Raw genomic sequence first — 18,073 nt, 5'->3', positions numbered from 1 at the left:
GCAGCCAGAGTAAAATAACAGTGCTTTAAGGCACTTGTATATTTTACTCTGGCTAATATTAAGCTGTTACCAGTTAGTCTGCGTTTGTTTCAGCCATTTTTTTGGCTGTTTGTTTTACATTTTCTTTTTGACCTTCGCTTACTGGCGCTTCAAATGCTTTGCTGATGATGTACAACTGTTGTTTAGCATGTTGTTTAGCATAACCTGTGGCAGTGCTGGCAGCTTCTTTACGCGAAATTACATCTAACTGCAACTCGCTCTTGCGGAATTTGCGCAGCATAAACGGCCATGCACCCATGTTTTCTGGTTCTTCTTGTACCCAAACAAAGTCACTGGCATTAGAATATTTCGCTTTAATTGCTTCCATTTCCAACACCGGAGTTGGGTAAAGCTGCTCAACACGTACAATAGCTATATCAGTACGTTTGTCTGCTTGCTGTTTCTCCAGTAATTCATAGTAAATTTTACCGCTACAGAAAAGCACACGGGTTACTCTTGCAGCATCCTGTGCATAAGCATCATCAATTACTTCCTCAAATTTACCTTGGGTAAAGTCTTCTAATTTTGATACGCAAGCCGGATGACGTAGTAAGCTTTTTGGTGAAAACACCACTAAAGGCTTACGGAAATCACGATGCAGCTGTCGACGTAATATATGGAAGAAGTTAGCCGGCGTAGTACAGTTGGCTACCTGAATATTATTATCAGCACAAAGCTCCATAAAACGCTCAATACGTGCTGATGAGTGCTCAGGGCCCTGACCTTCATAACCGTGCGGCAGCAACATTACTAAACCATTACCGCGTTGCCATTTGGTTTCAGCACTTACAAGGTACTGGTCAACAATAATTTGCGCACCGTTTACAAAGTCACCAAATTGTGCTTCCCAAATAGTTAAGGCATTAGGGTTAGCCAGGGCATAACCATATTCATACCCTAACACACCATACTCAGACAGTAAAGAGTTATAGATGTAAAATTTAGCATCGGTACCCAAGGTATTCATTGGGGTATACTCTTCGTCAGTATCCGGCAAGGTTACTACGGCATGGCGATGCGAGAAAGTACCACGCTTAACGTCTTCACCACTCAGGCGCACAGTGTGGCCTTCTTTAAGTAACGAAGCATAAGCAAGTAACTCGCCCATTGCCCAGTCAAATGTCTTGGTTTCGTTAACCATCTTACGACGATCGTCAAACAGTTTCTCAATTTTTTTGAAGAACTGCTTGTCAGATGGCAGATCAGTCAGTTTTTTTCCAAGCTCTAATAACTCTCCTTCGCTTATTGCAGTATCCGAAGTAGCATACACCTCGGCTTTGGTTGGTAAGTGCAATCCCTGCCATGAACCGGCAAACATCTGGTTACCGCCCTCAACACGGGCTTCGGCTTTAGTTTCGTCCAGTTGCTTTTGCAGCAGGTCGCGGAAAGATTTTTCCATCTCCTTAGCTTCGTCAGCACTGATGCTGCCTTCGGCCAGTAATTTCTGATAATAAATTTCGCGCGGGTTAGCGTGGGCCTCAATGGCTTTGTATAACACCGGCTGCGTAAACTTAGGCTCGTCAGACTCGTTGTGACCGTAACGACGGTAACACAAAATATCTATAAAAACGTCCTCGTTAAACTCCTGACGATACTCCATAGCCAGGTTAATAGTGTATACCAAAGCCTCGGCATCATCACCATTTACGTGGAACACCGGCGACAGTACCGTTTTAGCGATATCGGTACAGTAGGTGCTCGAACGGGCATCTTTGTAGTTAGTAGTAAATCCAATTTGGTTGTTAATTACCAAATGCACTGTACCACCGGTTTTATAACCGTCCAGCTTTTCCATTTGCAATACCTCATAAATAATACCCTGGCCTGCTACAGAAGCATCACCATGTATTAATATTGGTGCAATTTTATCGTGGTCGCTGTTGTACTTGCTATCAATTTTGGCACGGGTAATGCCTTCAACCACAGGGTCAACGGCTTCAAGGTGCGATGGGTTTGGACAAAGGCTTAAGTGAATCTTTTTACCGTTTGAAGTAGCAATATCTGTTGAAAAACCTAAGTGGTATTTAACGTCGCCACCAAATGTCGATTCCAGATCGTAATTTTTACCTTCAAACTCACCAAAAATCTCTTTATAGGTTTTGCCCATAATATTGGCCAAAACATTTAAGCGGCCGCGGTGAGCCATACCAATGGTAAATTCTTCGATCCCTAACTCAGCTCCTTTTTCGATTACCGAATCTAAAGCCGGAATCAAAGCCTCGGCACCTTCGAGCGAAAAACGTTTCTGACCTAAAAATTTAGTACCTAAAAAGTTTTCAAAGCCTACGGCTTCGTTCAGCTTTTTAAGGATGCGTTTTTTCTCTTCGCCAGTAAACGATGGTTTATTACGTTTACTTTCCATCCGCTCTTCAAACCATTTGGTTTTTATTGGGTTGCGGATGTATTTATACTCCGCACCTATAGCCTGGCAATAAGTATCTTCCAGTAACTGGCGGATATCGCGCAGTTTTGCAGGGCCTAAACCTAATTCGACACCAGCATTAAATACAGTGTCAAGGTCGGCATCGCTTAAACCAAAAGTTTCTAACTCTTTACCGGGGTAATACTTGCGGCGGTCGCGTACGGGGTTGGTTTTGGTAAACAAGTGGCCGCGGCTGCGGTAACCGTTTATCATGTTAAGCACGTTTATTTCTTTTAAAACATGCTCGGGTGCGCCGGCAGCATCTGTTGCAGCAGCAGCTTTGGGTGCAGATCCTTGACCGAAATCGAAGCCTTCAAAAAACTTTTGCCATCCGTAATCAACCGATTCGGGGTCTTGTTTATATGCTTCGTACAAGGAATCTATATAGGCAGCGTTTCCGCTATTGACGTAAGTTAAACGATCCATCTGAATACCAATCTGTAAAACGGTACAAAACTAACAATATAAGACGTAACTTACACGGTTAAATTTGCAATTGATGTGCTGAATTATTATATTTTGCTGAATTTTATAATGACAAGTTTATTTAAGTATTGTTTAAATAAACTTGTCATTAATTGCTGGCTAAAATTGCCTTTATGGCAACCGTAACGCCACGATTATAATACATAATCAGCCAAAGCGCTATCATGCCGCATCCTGATTCAGGATTTCAGCCATCCTTCAAAGCCGTTTTTATAGTTAATCAGCACACGGAATATCTGCTATTTGTTAGCAGGTTAGTATTCTGCCAGCACAACAATCCTATTGCTTAAGGGCGCAATTTTCTCTTTCCCGTTTAAAAAATTCAGGCCAACAATAAACGAAAAACCAGCTACAACGCCGCCCATATCGGTAATGAGTTCACTGGCCGCCGTTACTGTTCCGCCGGTTGCCAGCAGGTCATCGTGTATTAATATGCACTGGCCGGGCTCAAAAGCGTCGGCATGCATTTCGATGGTTGCCGATCCGTACTCCAGGTCGTACTCTTTTTGATGAACTTTGTAGGGGAGCTTACCGGCCTTGCGGATAGGGATAAAAGGTACACCCAACTTACCGGCCAGCTGCACACCAAACAAAAAGCCGCGGCTCTCCACACCCGCCACCGCATCTATCTGTAAACCCTGCAAGTGCATTACAAATTCGTCTACAATCAACTGGCAAAGTGCAGGGTCTTTAAGTATGGTGGTGATATCTTTAAATACAATTCCGGGTTTCGGAAAATCTGGAACATCGCGTATAGCGTCCTTGATTTGCTGTTCAATCATGGCGGCAAAATTAGTTAATAGAACTTAAAATCAATGTCATGTTAAAGGGCAGTAAACACTGATATTGGCCTGCACTATGGTTTACACAATATTTATTCAGTAGTATTTTTTAATAACGCTGTTTTTGTATCTACTAAAAATATAGACTATGCATATCTTTGACTCGTTATGAGTAAAAATACCGACGAACTGTTTAAGAATGTAATTGCCCATGCCAAGGAGTATGGTTTTGTATTCCCTTCCAGCGAAATTTATGATGGTTTAAGTGCTGTTTATGACTACGGCCAAAACGGCGCAGAGCTGAAAAATAACCTGAAAGCCTACTGGTGGAAAAGTATGGTGCAGTTAAACGATAACATCGTGGGTATTGACTCGGCCATATTTATGCACCCCAGAATTTGGGAAGCCAGCGGTCACGTGGGAGGTTTTAATGACCCGATGATTGACAACAAGGATTCGAAAAAACGCTACCGCGCCGACCAATTATTGGAAGACAGGATAGCCCGTTACGATAAAGATGGCAAAACGGATAAGGCAGAACAGTTGCAACTGGAACTGAACAATGCGTTGAATGCTGACGACCTAAACCGCTTGCGCGATTTGATTGTGGAGCACGAAATTGCCTGTCCTATTAGTGGTACCCGCAACTGGACCGAGGTACGCCAATTTAACCTTATGTTTAGCACCCAAATGGGGGCCGTAGCTGATGATGCCGACAAAATTTACCTGCGCCCCGAAACTGCGCAAGGTATATTTGTAAATTACCTGAACGTGCAGAAATCAGGCCGGATGAAAATTCCGTTTGGTATTGCCCAAATAGGTAAGGCTTTCCGTAATGAGGTTATTGCACGGCAGTTTATTATCCGCATGCGCGAGTTTGAACAAATGGAAATGCAGTTTTTTGTAAGACCTGGCACACAGCGCGAGTGGTTTGATAAATGGAAAGAAGCCCGCTTAAAGTGGCACCTGGCTTTGGGTACCGCTCCCGAAAAATACCGTTACCACGAACATGCTAAACTGGCTCATTATGCAGATGCCGCTTATGATATTGAATTTGAATTTCCGTTCGGATTTAAAGAAGTTGAAGGTATACATAGCCGTACCAACTTTGACCTGAGCCAGCACCAAGAATTTTCGGGTAAAAAAATGCAGTATTTTGACCCCGAGGTTGATCCGGACACTAACAAACCTTACGGTAACTACATCCCTTACGTTATTGAAACCTCAATAGGTTTAGACCGGATGTTTTTATTAACGCTGATTAATGCCTTCGAGGAAGAAGATTTAAGTACTGCAGAGAAGCAAGACAGCCGTACGGTATTACGCCTGCACCCTTGCCTGGCACCGGTAAAGGCTGCCATCTTTCCGCTTACTAAGAAAGACGGCCTACCCGAAAAAGCCCGCGAAATTATGGATAGCTTAAAAGCAGATTTTAATTTACAATACGAAGAAAAAGATGCTATTGGCAAACGTTACCGCCGCCAGGATGCCATTGGCACACCTTTCTGTATTACAGTAGACCATCAAACACTGGAGGATAATACTGTTACCATCCGCCATCGTGATACCATGGCACAAGAGCGTGTACCTGCCGACCAGTTAGAAAAAATTATAGGCAATTTGGTGAGCTGGAAAAACGTGCTGAATAAATAAGTATAATTTTTACAACATAAAAAAAGCCGGTATTTGCATACTGGCTTTTTTTATAGCATTACTAAGTAAAGATTACCGCTTATTTTTCTTCTTTGTTTTTAGACTCCTGAACTTCTAAACGAATAGCTTGTGCTAGATTTTTCAGGTCTTGCATACCTTTACGTACACGAGTACCTGCAGCACTGTTGCCTTTGTTGTAGAATTTGTCGGCGTCACCTTCTAAAGATGCAATAAGTTCCTTTACTTGTGTAAATTTTTCCATTGTAAATACTCCTTTTAAAAAACTGAGGTTTATTGTTTTAATTCAGGCTAATCTAAAGCGTTTTTTCAAATAAAAAAAAATTTGTTAGGTAAAAAGTGCGTTTAGAGGCTAATTTGGCACTTTATAACGTAAGTACTTACTTTAATTAAATAATAACAGCATTTGCAGTCAATTAATTAAAGTTTGTTAACAAATGCTCATTTATTTTAGTACCGGTTACCATGGCCCAATATTGTAAAATTGCTTTTTTACGATGATTGAGTATAAATTAGGGTCTCTCGACACACCAAAAATGCCCAAAGCATATGTACTTAAAACAAAAAATCTTCTGTACTTAAGTACAGAAGATTTTTTGTTTTAGGCAGATCCTGATATGTAATTAAGCTAAAACTGCTGCTTTATCTTCTTTGTAGTAACCCTCTTTTAGCTTCAGGGCTACTTCACTGTAAGCATCCAGTGTACGTTGAACATCTTCCAGGCTGTGTGTAGCAGTTGGAATTAATCGCAAAATGATTAACCCTTTCGGGATTACCGGATATACCACGATCGAACAGAAGATACCATAGTTTTCACGCAAGTCGCGGGTAAGGCTGGTAGCCTCAAACAAATCTCCTTTTAAAAATACAGGAGTTACCATGGTATTAGTGATACCAATATCAAATCCACGTTCCCTTAAGCCGTTTTGCAAAGTGCGGGCAACAGTCCAGAGCTTTTCACGCAGTTCGGGTTTTGATTTAAGCAATTCAAAACGTTTTTGCAAACCAATTACCATTGGCATAGGCAAAGCCTTTGCAAATGTTTGAGAACGCATATTATAACGTAAAAAGGCAACAATATCTTTTTTAGCTGCAACAAACGCACCTATGCCCGCCATTGATTTTGCAAACGTACCAAAGTATACATCAATATCCTCAATACAATCCTGCTCTTCGTGCGTGCCAGCACCGGTTTTACCCATAGTACCAAAGCCATGAGCATCATCAATCAACAAGCGGAAGTTATATTTTTGTTTAAGCGCTACAATCTCTTTCAGTTTACCTTGTGCACCCGACATACCAAAAACACCTTCAGTAATTACCAGGATGCCACCACCACTTTGGTCAGTAAGCTTGGTAGCCCGCTCCAGTTGTTTTTCAAAACTGGCCATGTCATTATGCTGGTAAACAAAACGCTTACCCATGTGCAGGCGCACGCCATCAATAATACAGGCATGAGACTCGGCATCATAAACAATTACATCGTTACGGTCAACCAGTGTATCAACAATTGATACCATACCCTGGTAACCGTAATTTAGCAGAAAAGCATCTTCCATACCCACAAACTCAGCCAGGCCTTTCTCCAAAGCTTCGTGCTGCTTGGTATTACCCGACATCATGCGGGCACCCATAGGGTATGCCATCCCATAATCAGCAGCGGCTTGCGCATCGGCTTGGCGCACCTCGGGATGATTGGCTAATCCTAAATAGTTATTAAGGCTCCAAACTAAATGTTCTTTGCCATTAAACATCATATGTGCAGATATCTCCCCTTCCAGCTTTGGAAATGAAAAATAACCATGTGACCATTTTTGGTGCTGACCGATGGGGCCACCAAGGTTCTTTGATATTTTGTCAAATAAATCCAATGTAATCTTAATCTATAATATCCGTACAAATATAACAGAATATAAAAAGGCAAACAATGGTTATAACTTTTTATAATAGCTTATAACGAAAAAAGGGCTTTGTGCATATTTACACAAAACCCTTTTTATCAATATTTTACAATTAGTCTACGTTATCGTGCAGAAACGAATTGTTTTTTCGGATCTCTGGATTACCATCGTTTTCGGACAATGAAAACTTTGAAATCTGGCTTTCGTTAGATGCTGGAGTCTGTTGTAACGAAATTTCTTTACGCTTGTAAGCAGGTACGTTTTCCAGTTCCTGGATGTTGCCGTTACGCAATTTCATGCTCAGATCTTTTAAACGCATAATGCGTTCACGCGATTTGCGTAACTGCTCCTCAATAGATTCGTTAGTCTTGCTTTCGTCGGCACTTACAGGCTCAGGTTGTGGCTGAGGCTGTTGTACAGGTGCAGGTTCGTTAACAGGCTCAAAATTCATTACGCTATCAGTAACCTTATAAACCAAATCGTCAGGTTCTGATTCAGAAGCTGTTTCCGGCTCCTCATCCATCAGGTTATGACGCACCACCTTAGCTTCTTGCTCGCCATGGGCCAGCAAATCGAATAAGCCATTTTGCTTTTGCTGTGAGGTTACCACCTTAGCCGCAGGCTCTTCTTTAACCGATGGTTTGATAAATTCATTAACCGGTTTTACTAATGGTGTATTTTCGGGCATCAGCATAGAAACAACTTTCTTATTGCTAACTTCCTTCTCGCGCTCATCTTTAGTTTGGAAACCTGTAGCTATAATGGTTACCGATATCTTGTTACCCAAAGATTCGTCGATACAGTTACCCCAGATCAGGTCGGCAGCTAAGCCGGCTTCTTCCTGAATGTAATCAGTAATGATGCTTACTTCATCCATAGTAACCTCCTGGTCGCTGCCCGAACTGATGTTTAACAGGATGTAACGGGCACCTTCAATTTGGTTATCTTTCAATAACGGAGAAGACAGTGCGCCTTCTACCGCACGCGAAGCACGGTTGTCACCATCGGCAGAATAGCTACCCATGATGGCTACACCACTATCTTTCATCACGGTACGAACGTCTTTAAAGTCGACGTTGATATAGCCCGGATGAGTAATAATTTCAGCTATCCCTTTTGCTGCAGTAGTTAAAATATCATCGGCCTGAGCAAATGCTGAACCTAAGGTAAGGTTACCAAAGATCTGACGCATTTTATCATTAGAAATTACCAGAAAAGAATCCACATACTTTTTCAGTTCCTCTAAACCTTCTTCGGCCTGCATTTTACGGCGCTTGCCTTCAAAAGAAAAAGGAGTAGTTACAATACCTACAGTCAAGATATCCATTTCGCGGGCTGCTTTGGCAATAATAGGGCTTGCACCTGTACCGGTACCACCACCCATACCAGCAGTAATAAACAACATTTTGGTGTTGCTGCCCAGCATTTGTTTCACATCCTCGATATTTTCGATTGCCGAGTTTTTACCAACCTCGGGTATCGAACCAGCTCCCATCCCTTCGGTTAAGCTGGCGCCTAATTGTACCTTATTAGGTATAGGGCTTAACTCGAGTGCCTGCGCATCTGTGTTGCAAATAATGAAGTCAACCCCGGTTATACCTTGCTTGTACATATGGTTCACCGCGTTACCGCCACCGCCGCCAACACCAACTACTTTGATGATCGACGACTTTTCTTTTAACATCTCAAACTGCATGATACTTATTTTCAGGGATATGTGAATCGATGGATACTTTTTATTTTAGTATGTAATAATAAGACTTTTTTAAGGGAATATTTTTAGAAAAATTAACATTTTTCAGCCCGCTATTTCCTTTAATGTTTTGTTTTAAAACTTATCTTATTAGTAAATATTGCCTCTACCGTTTTCTAATTATATTTTGATTTGATCAATTACTACTACTTTAAAAAGTCTTCGTCTTTGATATCGTCTTTAATAAATTTTTTGCCGGTTTCTAAGATTTTGCCTAATAATCCAAACTTACGCTCGTCGGTATATTTGGCCTTTTGTGCTTTGGGTTCCGACTGATTTAGCGTTTGGTTATTGTATTCCATTTTTTGAATACCCTTAATTAACAAGCCTATACCTGTAGCAAAAGTTGGGCTCTGCAATTCTTCATAAGTAGCTTTTGGCAGTACCTCATTTTTAGCCAGATGCTCGTTGGGGTAGCCAATACGGCAATCTAACCCGGTAACATACTCCACTAACTGAGTTAAATGTTTTAACTGAGCACCACCACCGGTGATTACTATACCAGCAATCAATTTTTTCTCGTATCCGGATGATTTGATTTCGTAGTAAACGTGTTCAATAATTTCCTCAATACGGGCTTGAATAATGTAGGCCAGGTTTTTTACCGAAATTTCTTTGGCTTCGCGGCCACGTAAACCAGGTACACATACAATCTCGTTCTCCTTATTCTCGTCAGCCAGTGCCGAGCCAAATCTTACTTTTAACTGTTCGGCAATATTGCGCATTACCGAGCATCCTTCGCGGATGTCTTCGGTGATGCTGTTACCACCAAACGGAATTACAGCGGTATGACGGATGATACCCTCATGAAAAATAGCCACGTCGGTTGTACCACCACCAATATCTACCAACACAACACCAGCTTCTTTCTCTTCTTCGCTTAGTACAGACTCAGACGAAGCTAATGGCTCCAGAATCAGTTCCTGGCTTTCCAGCTCGGCCTTAGCTACACACTTCACGATATTTTTGATTGCAGTAACCTGACCTGATATAATATGGAAATTAGCTTCAAGCCTTACCCCCGACATCCCAATCGGATCTTTGATTCCAGGCTCGTTATCTACCGTAAACTCCTGCGGTAATACATGAATAATCTCCTCTCCCGGCGGCATCACCAGGTTATACATATCCTCAATCAGTTTATCAATATCCTTGCGGCCAATCTCAGAGTTTAAATCACGGCGGGTAATTAAACCGCGGTGCTGTAAGCTCTTAATATGCTGACCGGCAATACCCACGTTTACTATACGTATCTCAACGTTTGATTGTGAACCGGCTACGTCAACTGCCTGATTTATACCTTGTACTGTTTTGTCAATGTTTGATACCATCCCACGGGTAACGCCTGCCGACTCGGCCTTACCAATTCCAAGTACCTCTATCTTTCCATTCTTGCTTCTGCGGCCTACAATTACGCAAATCTTTGTTGTACCAATGTCGAGTCCTACTACGATAGGCGAACTCTTTTCTTGCGATATGCTCTTTTCCATAAATAACTTATAATTGGGATGTTGTATCTTTTATTGAGTTTTGTTTAATTATTGCTGTATCTTTTTTAATAGTTGCTATCCGGCGTTTAGCTGCACTATCGGCCATCACACTATCTGTTTTTATTCCTACCACCTGGTTGGCATACTTGATGTTAATCATCCGGTATTTGTCCCAACCTACCTGAGGCAAGGCTTGTTTATAAAATATCTCTAGGTTATGAAATTTGGTACTCAGCGAGTCGGCGTTACCTAACAGTATTTTGTGATTACCAACACGCGGTACTAACTCTATTTCGTGCGCTTCATTAACATATATCTGCCCGATCTGTGCGTTCCACAACGTATCTTTTTTTATAAACTGTACCGTTTTAAAAATCTCTTTAGCTAAACCGGTATGCAAGGTGTCAATACGATTGGCAAAAAGCTCATCAATGTAACCGTTGGCCGCCAGCACAGGTGCGGTAAAGTTTTGCGACAATGGTATTTTAAAGCCGTGTTCATCAACATAAAAATCCTGATCAAAACGGTTCATTACTCTAAGTACCGGATGACGTTGCGTAATTTCGACCCTAATTAAACCATCCATATCAGCATAAACCTTAGCCGATGCGATGTAAGGATTAGCCTGCAGCTTTTTTTCAAGGTTATGAATATTAATACCTTCCATTTTGCGGCCCACCAAAGAGTAGCTGCTTAGCTGCAAAATGCGGTCAACCTCTTTTCGGTCAATAAAATATTCGTTGCCGGGTATATAAACTTTAACACCTGTACATACTACGCCGGCTTTTTTAAGTTCAATGAAGCTCATGAGCACCGCTAAGCCAGCCAGGCTTGCGAGCCAGCCAAAACCTATAGCAACTTTTTTCCAAGCTATGTTACGCCACATCTTCTAAAGCTCGTTTTAATGGTTCAACCAACTGATCAATATCTCCTGCACCTACTGTTAACAATAATTGAGGCCGCTGCTGCCTTACATAAGCTACTACTTCTGCTTTTCCTAAAAACTGTTTTTGTTGCAACTGCATTTTATCTAATATAGTGCTCGCATCAATGCCGGCAATGGGCAATTCGCGGGCCGGATAAACATCCAGCATCAGCAACTCGTCGGCCATATCCAGGGCCTCGGCAAAACCGTCGGCAAAGTCGCGTGTACGGGTATATAAATGCGGCTGAAAAACTGCCGTTAACTTAACGTTAGGATAAAGCCGTTTTACCGAACTAATGCAGGCTTTTAACTCTTCGGGATGATGTGCATAATCATCAATATAAATATGACGTTCTGTTTTTACCACATACTCAAACCGGCGCTTTACGCCCTTAAAAGATGCCAGCGCTGCTTTAATAATCTCCGTGTCAATATTCATGTACAATGCTACCTGAATAGCAGCTACGGCATTTTCTATATTATGCAAGCCGGGTAAACCCAGCTTAATATCTGTAATAGTGATATCACCACTTACAAAATCAAAATAAAAGCTGCCACTCTCTACCCTGATGTTATGCCCAACGGCATCAGCTGCTTCTGCACCAATGGTATAGCTGATAAACTGATGCTTTAAAGGCAAGCCTTGCTTGGCAATCAGCTGCCCTCCGCTTTTAATCTGCGAAGCAAACATCCTGAACGAATCGGCCAGATTTTCATGGTCGCCGTAAATATCCAAATGATCGGCGTCCATTGATGTAATTACCGCAATGTCTGGGTGTAATGTCAAAAACGAACGATCATATTCATCGGCCTCCACTACCATAAGATTTGAGTTTCCGTATACTACGTTACTCTCAAAATTAGTAGCAATACCTCCTAAAAATGCACTGCAGCTTTTGCCTGCTTCGGTTAACAGATGAGCAATAAGGCTGGATGTAGTGGTTTTGCCGTGTGTACCGGCTACCGCTACGGTAAACATACCTTTGCTAATGATGCCTAACACCTGCGACCGCTTGTATAAATCAAACCTTGCCTGCCTGAAAAAATGAAGAATAACAGAGTTGTTAGGAACAGCCGGTGTATAGATAACCAAGGTAGCATCGTCAGGCTTTGTAAAATCTGATGGTATCAGACTACTATCATCCTCAAAAATAACAGCGATGCCTTCGTGCACTAACGTATCGGTTAATGGTGTTGAAGTTTTGTCGTAACCGCATACTAAACAGCCCAAATGATTGAAATAACGGGCCAGGCCACTCATGCCTATACCGCCAATTCCAATCAAATACACTTGCTTTATGTTACCCAGTTCTAACATTATATAATCTTCTGTTCTGTTTTAATTTATTTACCGTTAATTAAGCTTAGCACATGTTGTGCTATTACCTCATCGGCGTTTGGCAAAGCCAGTTTACTGATATTTTTGCCCAACGTTTGTTGGCGGGCATTATCCTGTAATAGCTGCAAAGCCTGCGGAATAAGTTTCACCTCGGCATCGCGGTCGGCCACAAACAATGCTGCATCTGTTTGCACCAAAGCCATGGCATTTTTAGTCTGATGATCTTCGGCTACGTTGGGCGATGGTACCAGTATTACTGGTTTGCCTACAATGCACAACTCCGCTATAGTACCTGCACCAGCACGCGAAATAATAAGGTCGGCCGCTGCATAAGCAAGATCCATACGGTTTAAAAACTCCAGTATGCAGATATTGGGATGATAATTTTCGCCCAACTTTTCAATAATGCCTTTATAGTATACTTTACCAGTTTGCCAGATTAATTGCACATCAGCAGCAATGAGCTTATCCAAATCGGCCAGCAGGCTGTGGTTCAGTGTACGCGCGCCCAGGCTACCGCCGGTCACCAGTATAGTTCTCTTATTTGCCGACAGCTTAAACGCCGCAAGTGCCTCTTGCTGTTTACCTGCGGTATCTACGGATTGACGCCTAACCGGGTTTCCGGTTTTGATGATTTTTTCGACAGGAAAAAACTGATCCATGCCATCAAAAGCAACACAAATTTTTCTTGCTTTTTTACTCAACCACTTGTTGGTAATACCCGCATAAGAGTTTTGCTCCTGAATAAGCGTTGGCACCCCTTTTAACGAGGCGGCGTATAATAATGGTCCGGATGCATAACCACCAACACCAACGGCGGCATCAGGTTTAAAGTTTTTAATTATTGATGCTGCCTTACTTATACTTGTAATCAGTTTTATCGGGAACATTACATTTTTCCAAACTGCCTTGCGCTGTATGCCCTGAATATCTAAACCTATAATTTTATAACCTGCCGCCGGAACTTTTTCCATCTCCATGCGGCCGTTAGCACCCACAAACAAAATTTCGGTTGCGGGATTTATTTTTTTTAAAGCATTGGCGATAGCCACCGCCGGAAAAATATGCCCGCCGGTACCCCCACCACTGATGATGATGCGAGGCCCCCTGCCCCCTAAAGGGCGAGTTGGAACGGTGGTATTTTCCTGATTGACTGACATTACTTATTTACTACTTTATTCTTGATTTTTTCTTGACCCTTGGCTCTTAGTTCTTTGCTCGTGGTTCTAAGCTTACGCCACTTCCAAAATCTGCCCTACTACTACTTTCTTATTAGCTTCTTTACTTTTGTTCGCCTCGTTTTCGTCGATATGACGACTAACGGACAGGATAATACCGAAAGCTATGCTGGTGAATAAAATGGATGTACCACCCATACTTACTAAAGGCAGCGGCACACCCGTTACCGGGCCTAGGCCTACTGCTACCGCCATATTGGCGAAAGCCTGTATAGTTAAGCTAAAACTCAAACCTGCGGCCAGTAATGCACCGAAGGCCTTGGGTGCTTTAGCTACAATTTTTATACATCGATATAACAGGAACAGGTAAATACATATAATAAATAAACCACCCATTAAACCATATTCTTCTACTATAATGGCATAAATTTCATCTGAAAATGCCTCGGGCAAAAAATTGCGTTCGGTACTGTTACCAGGACCTTTACCAAACAAACCACCTGTAGCAATCGCAATTTTGGCATGATCGCCCTGAAACTTTTTATCCGAACTCACCTTTTCCGGATGTAAAAAAGTATCTATACGTGTCATATACAAGTGACGGCGCGGCCCCAAAAACACAACTATCGCAACCAGCACTGCACCGGCTAGGCAGGTAACGGCTATTTGTTTTACACTAATACGGCCAATAATCAACAGTAAAATACTTACCCCAAACAGCATTAATGCAGTAGACATATTAGCCCACATAATTAAAAAGAACACTACGCAAACCGCCCCCATAATAGGCAGAAATGATTGCTTTACATCTTTGATGTTTTCTTGCTTACGAGATAACGTACGCGCTAAATAGGTAATAAGCGCAATTTTAGCAATATCAGATGTTTGAAACCCCAACCCGGTTCCAGGAATAGCTATCCACCGACTAGCTCCATTAATATGACTTCCAAACAGCAGCGTATATAATAACAGCGGTATAGCAATTACCATCAACATTTTTGATATACCAGCATAATAACGATAGTCGAGTTTGTGCGAAATGTACATGAGTATACCACCACCAATCATCATAAACAGGTGTTTAAGCAAAATAGACTCAGTAGCTACTCCTCGTTTATATGCCAGCGTTCCGGTTGAGCTGTATACGGCCAGTAATGATATTACCGACAGCACAATCACAATCAACCATATCCACCGGTCGCCTTTGGTTTTACTTAAAATTCGTTGCATCGCTTATTTCTGATTACACTGATATTGTTTGATTAAGCCAGCTTTGATCTGCCCAATCGCTTCTTTCCCCTATTATCCTTCTGCCTGTATACCCGTATCGTTGTTTGATAGTTTACTATCTACAACCAGAACACAATCAACAAACAGTAACTAAAGCTCCATTACGGCCGCTTTAAACTGGTCGCCGCGCTCTTCGTAATTTTTAAATAAATCAAAGCTGGCACATGCTGGTGATAACAACACAGTATCGCCTTTAACAGCCAGTTTGTAGGCCGCCGCCACAGCATCTTTAGCTGATGTAGTATCAACGATAGTTTTCACCTCGTCAGCAAATGCCTCATGAATGCGTTGGTTGCTGGTACCCAGACATACAATAGCTTTCACTTTGTTTTTAATCAGGCCAGTTAATTCGTTATAATCGTTGCCCTTATCTACACCACCTAAAATCAACACCACTTTACTATCAGGCATACTCTCTAATGCATACCAGGTAGAGTTTACGTTGGTTGCTTTAGAGTCGTTGATAAACCTGATACCCGAAATGTCGGCTACATGCTCCAAACGGTGCGGCACGCTTTTAAAGTCGCCCATGCTCTCACGGATATTTTCATTCCGCAATTCCAATACTTTCGACACAATTCCGGACGCCATTGAATTGTAGATGTTGTGCTTACCCTGTAAGGCTAATTTGGTGATAGTCATTTCGAGATGGTTGTTTGGTGTATTTATAATTAGTTTTTCATGGTCGAGATAGGCTCCCAACGGTAGTGTTTTGCTGATGGAAAATGGCAGCAACTGAGCTGCGAAACTGCGTGACGCCATACCCTTTTGCGTTTCGGCATCGTCGGCACAGTAAATAAAATAATCTGCGGCAGTTTGATTCTGCACAATGCGAAACTTGCTGTCGGCGTAGTTTTGCATTTTATAGTCGTACCGGTCCAAATGGTCGGGCGTAATGTTAAGCAACACGGCAACGTTTACCCTAAACTGGTACATATCATCCAGCATGAAGCTACTTAGCTCCAGTACATAATGGTCAAAGTTTTCGGTAGCCACCTGGTAAGCAAAGCTTTTACCAATATTACCGGCTAACCCCACATTCAATCCTGCATTTTTAAGGATATGATAGGTAAGGCTGGTGGTGGTTGTTTTACCGTTAGAGCCTGTAATACCAATAATGTTGGCTTTGGTGTAACGGCCGGCAAACTCAATCTCCGAAATCACAGGAATATTAAGTTTGCGCAATGCTTTAATAACGGGTGCCTTTTCAGGGATACCCGGACTTTTGATTACCTCTACCGCCTGGAAAATTTCGGCTTCGGTGTGCTGTTTTTCTTCAAAGCGGATACCCCAGGCCTGTAGCTGAGTTTTATACTTGTCGGCAATTATGCCAAAATCAGAAACAAACACATCATACCCCTGCTGTTGAGCCAGGTAAGCTGCACCGGCACCGCTTTCGCCCGCACCAAGCACAACCAAACGCCCCCCAGCCCCCTGAAGGGGGAGTTTAGCAGCAGATATGTTGTTTGTTTCGTTCATTAATTTTTTTTTCTAATATTTATTCTTCTACTCCCCCTTCAGGGGCTGAGGGGTTATCTCAATTTCAAAGTGATAATCGTTATAATGGCCAACAGGATACAGATAATCCAAAACCGGGTTACAATTTTGGCTTCGTGAAATCCTTTCTTTTGATAATGGTGATGCAACGGCGCCATCAGGAACACACGACGGCCTTCGCCGAATCGTTTTTTGGTAAACTTGAACCAGCCTACCTGGATAATTACCGAAGCATTCTCTACCACAAAAATGCCGCAAAGCAATGGCAACAGCAGTTCCTTGCGTATAAGGATGGCAAATACAGCAATAATGCCACCAATAGCTAAGCTACCGGTATCGCCCATAAATACCTGTGCCGGGAAAGAGTTATACCACAAAAACCCTACACAAGCACCTACGAAAGCCCCGGCAAAGATTACCAGCTCGCCCGAATTAGGCAGATACATGATATTCAGGTAATCGGCTACAATAACGTTACCCGATACGTAAGCCAATATAGCTAATGTAATGCCTATGATCGCCGACGTTCCTGTTGCCAGACCATCAATACCATCAGTAATATTGGCGCCGTTAGAAATAAAGGTGATAATCATAATCACGAAGAACATGAAAACCACCAAAGCATAGCGCTCTGAACCGGCACCTAAAAATTTAAGTACCTTACCATAGTCAAACTCGTTGTTTTTGTAAAACGGCACGGTCGTTTTGGTAGACTTAATATCCTGCGTGTAAACCGGAACTTTGTTTTTTAAGTGATAATTAACCGGAGCATCATACTTTACCGGAAGTTTTACTTCCTGGCGCATGGTAATGTCATGGTTAAAGTACATGGTCCAACCGATGATTACCGCTAAGCTTACCTGACCAGTAATTTTGAACCTGCCTGCTAAACCTTCTTTGTTCTTTTTAAATACTTTAATGTAATCATCTAAAAAGCCAATTGCACCTAACCAAACCGTGGTTACCAGCATCAAAATAATGTAGATGTTGTCTAACTTGGCAAACAGCAGCGTTGGCAACAGAATACCTAATAAGATGATAATACCACCCATTGTTGGTGTACCGGCTTTTTGCATCTGGCCCTCTAAACCAAGATTACGTACAGTTTCGCCCACCTGCTTAAAACGTATATAATCGATTAGCCGGCGCCCCCAAACTGTAGTTACTACCAGTGACACGATAACTGCCATAGCCATACGGAACGTCAAATACTGAAATACCCCTGCACCAGGAATATCGTAATTGCGATCCAAATAACTAAACAGGTAATAGAGCATGATATTTTTAAGTGGGTTGTTTA

At 42.1% G+C, this 18,073-nt stretch carries 13 protein-coding genes; 1 reads left to right on the top strand and 12 read right to left on the bottom strand.

The annotated features are described in order from the left end of the window. Positions 1–73: 73 nt before the first annotated feature. Both AAGR14_RS03575 and AAGR14_RS03570 read right to left on the bottom strand, forming a co-directional pair. Positions 74–2,887 (bottom strand): 2-oxoglutarate dehydrogenase E1 component, encoded by a 2,814-nt coding sequence (locus AAGR14_RS03575; RefSeq protein WP_342647228.1) that lies wholly within the window; start codon positions 2,885–2,887, stop codon positions 74–76. Between the two features lie 314 nt (positions 2,888–3,201). Then, positions 3,202–3,729: an adenine phosphoribosyltransferase gene (locus AAGR14_RS03570; RefSeq protein WP_342647227.1), complete on the bottom strand. Its 528-nt coding sequence runs from the start codon at positions 3,727–3,729 to the stop codon at positions 3,202–3,204. 168 nt (positions 3,730–3,897) lie between these two features. On the opposite strand from AAGR14_RS03570, the gene AAGR14_RS03565 reads away from it, so the two are divergent. After that, positions 3,898–5,382 (top strand): glycine--tRNA ligase, encoded by a 1,485-nt coding sequence (locus tag AAGR14_RS03565; protein ID WP_342647226.1) that lies wholly within the window; start codon positions 3,898–3,900, stop codon positions 5,380–5,382. 79 nt (positions 5,383–5,461) lie between these two features. On the opposite strand, the gene AAGR14_RS03560 is transcribed toward AAGR14_RS03565, so the two are convergent. From AAGR14_RS03560 to mraY, 10 genes are all read right to left on the bottom strand, one after another. Then, entirely contained in the window at positions 5,462–5,644 is a 183-nt protein-coding gene (locus tag AAGR14_RS03560; RefSeq protein ID WP_342647225.1) for a histone H1, read from the bottom strand. Between the two features lie 379 nt (positions 5,645–6,023). Continuing rightward, complete coding sequence (locus tag AAGR14_RS03555) at positions 6,024–7,271, bottom strand: aminotransferase class I/II-fold pyridoxal phosphate-dependent enzyme (RefSeq protein WP_342647224.1); 1,248 nt, start codon at positions 7,269–7,271, stop codon at positions 6,024–6,026. A gap of 142 nt (positions 7,272–7,413) precedes the next feature. Further along, positions 7,414–8,997 (bottom strand): cell division protein FtsZ, encoded by a 1,584-nt coding sequence (ftsZ, locus tag AAGR14_RS03550; protein ID WP_342647223.1) that lies wholly within the window; start codon positions 8,995–8,997, stop codon positions 7,414–7,416. A gap of 203 nt (positions 8,998–9,200) precedes the next feature. Further along, positions 9,201–10,544, bottom strand: coding sequence for a cell division protein FtsA (ftsA, locus tag AAGR14_RS03545; RefSeq protein WP_342647222.1), 1,344 nt, complete (start codon positions 10,542–10,544; stop codon positions 9,201–9,203). A gap of 7 nt (positions 10,545–10,551) precedes the next feature. Further along, on the bottom strand, positions 10,552–11,430 hold the full coding sequence (locus AAGR14_RS03540; protein ID WP_342647221.1) for a cell division protein FtsQ: 879 nt from the start codon (positions 11,428–11,430) through the stop codon (positions 10,552–10,554). Further along, positions 11,420–12,787, bottom strand: coding sequence for a UDP-N-acetylmuramate--L-alanine ligase (gene murC / locus AAGR14_RS03535; protein WP_342647220.1), 1,368 nt, complete (start codon positions 12,785–12,787; stop codon positions 11,420–11,422). The genes AAGR14_RS03540 and murC overlap by 11 nt, the downstream gene beginning before the upstream one ends. Positions 12,788–12,813: 26 nt before the next feature. Beyond that, positions 12,814–13,968, bottom strand: a complete 1,155-nt coding sequence (murG, locus tag AAGR14_RS03530) for an undecaprenyldiphospho-muramoylpentapeptide beta-N-acetylglucosaminyltransferase (RefSeq protein WP_342647219.1) — start codon at positions 13,966–13,968, stop codon at positions 12,814–12,816. 72 nt (positions 13,969–14,040) lie between these two features. Then, a complete protein-coding gene (locus AAGR14_RS03525) occupies positions 14,041–15,216 on the bottom strand; it encodes a putative peptidoglycan glycosyltransferase FtsW (RefSeq protein ID WP_342647218.1) in 1,176 nt (391 codons plus the stop codon). A gap of 150 nt (positions 15,217–15,366) precedes the next feature. Then, positions 15,367–16,755: a UDP-N-acetylmuramoyl-L-alanine--D-glutamate ligase gene (gene murD, locus AAGR14_RS03520; protein ID WP_342647217.1), complete on the bottom strand. Its 1,389-nt coding sequence runs from the start codon at positions 16,753–16,755 to the stop codon at positions 15,367–15,369. A gap of 53 nt (positions 16,756–16,808) precedes the next feature. Then, positions 16,809–18,050: a phospho-N-acetylmuramoyl-pentapeptide-transferase gene (gene mraY, locus AAGR14_RS03515; protein ID WP_342647216.1), complete on the bottom strand. Its 1,242-nt coding sequence runs from the start codon at positions 18,048–18,050 to the stop codon at positions 16,809–16,811. Positions 18,051–18,073: the final 23 nt, after the last annotated feature.

The sequence above is a fragment of the Mucilaginibacter sp. CSA2-8R genome, from assembly GCF_038806765.1.
Taxonomy (GTDB): Bacteria; Bacteroidota; Bacteroidia; order Sphingobacteriales; family Sphingobacteriaceae; genus Mucilaginibacter.
The sequence above is the reverse complement of the archived record's forward strand: the minus strand, read 5'-3'. Positions and strand labels throughout refer to the sequence as shown.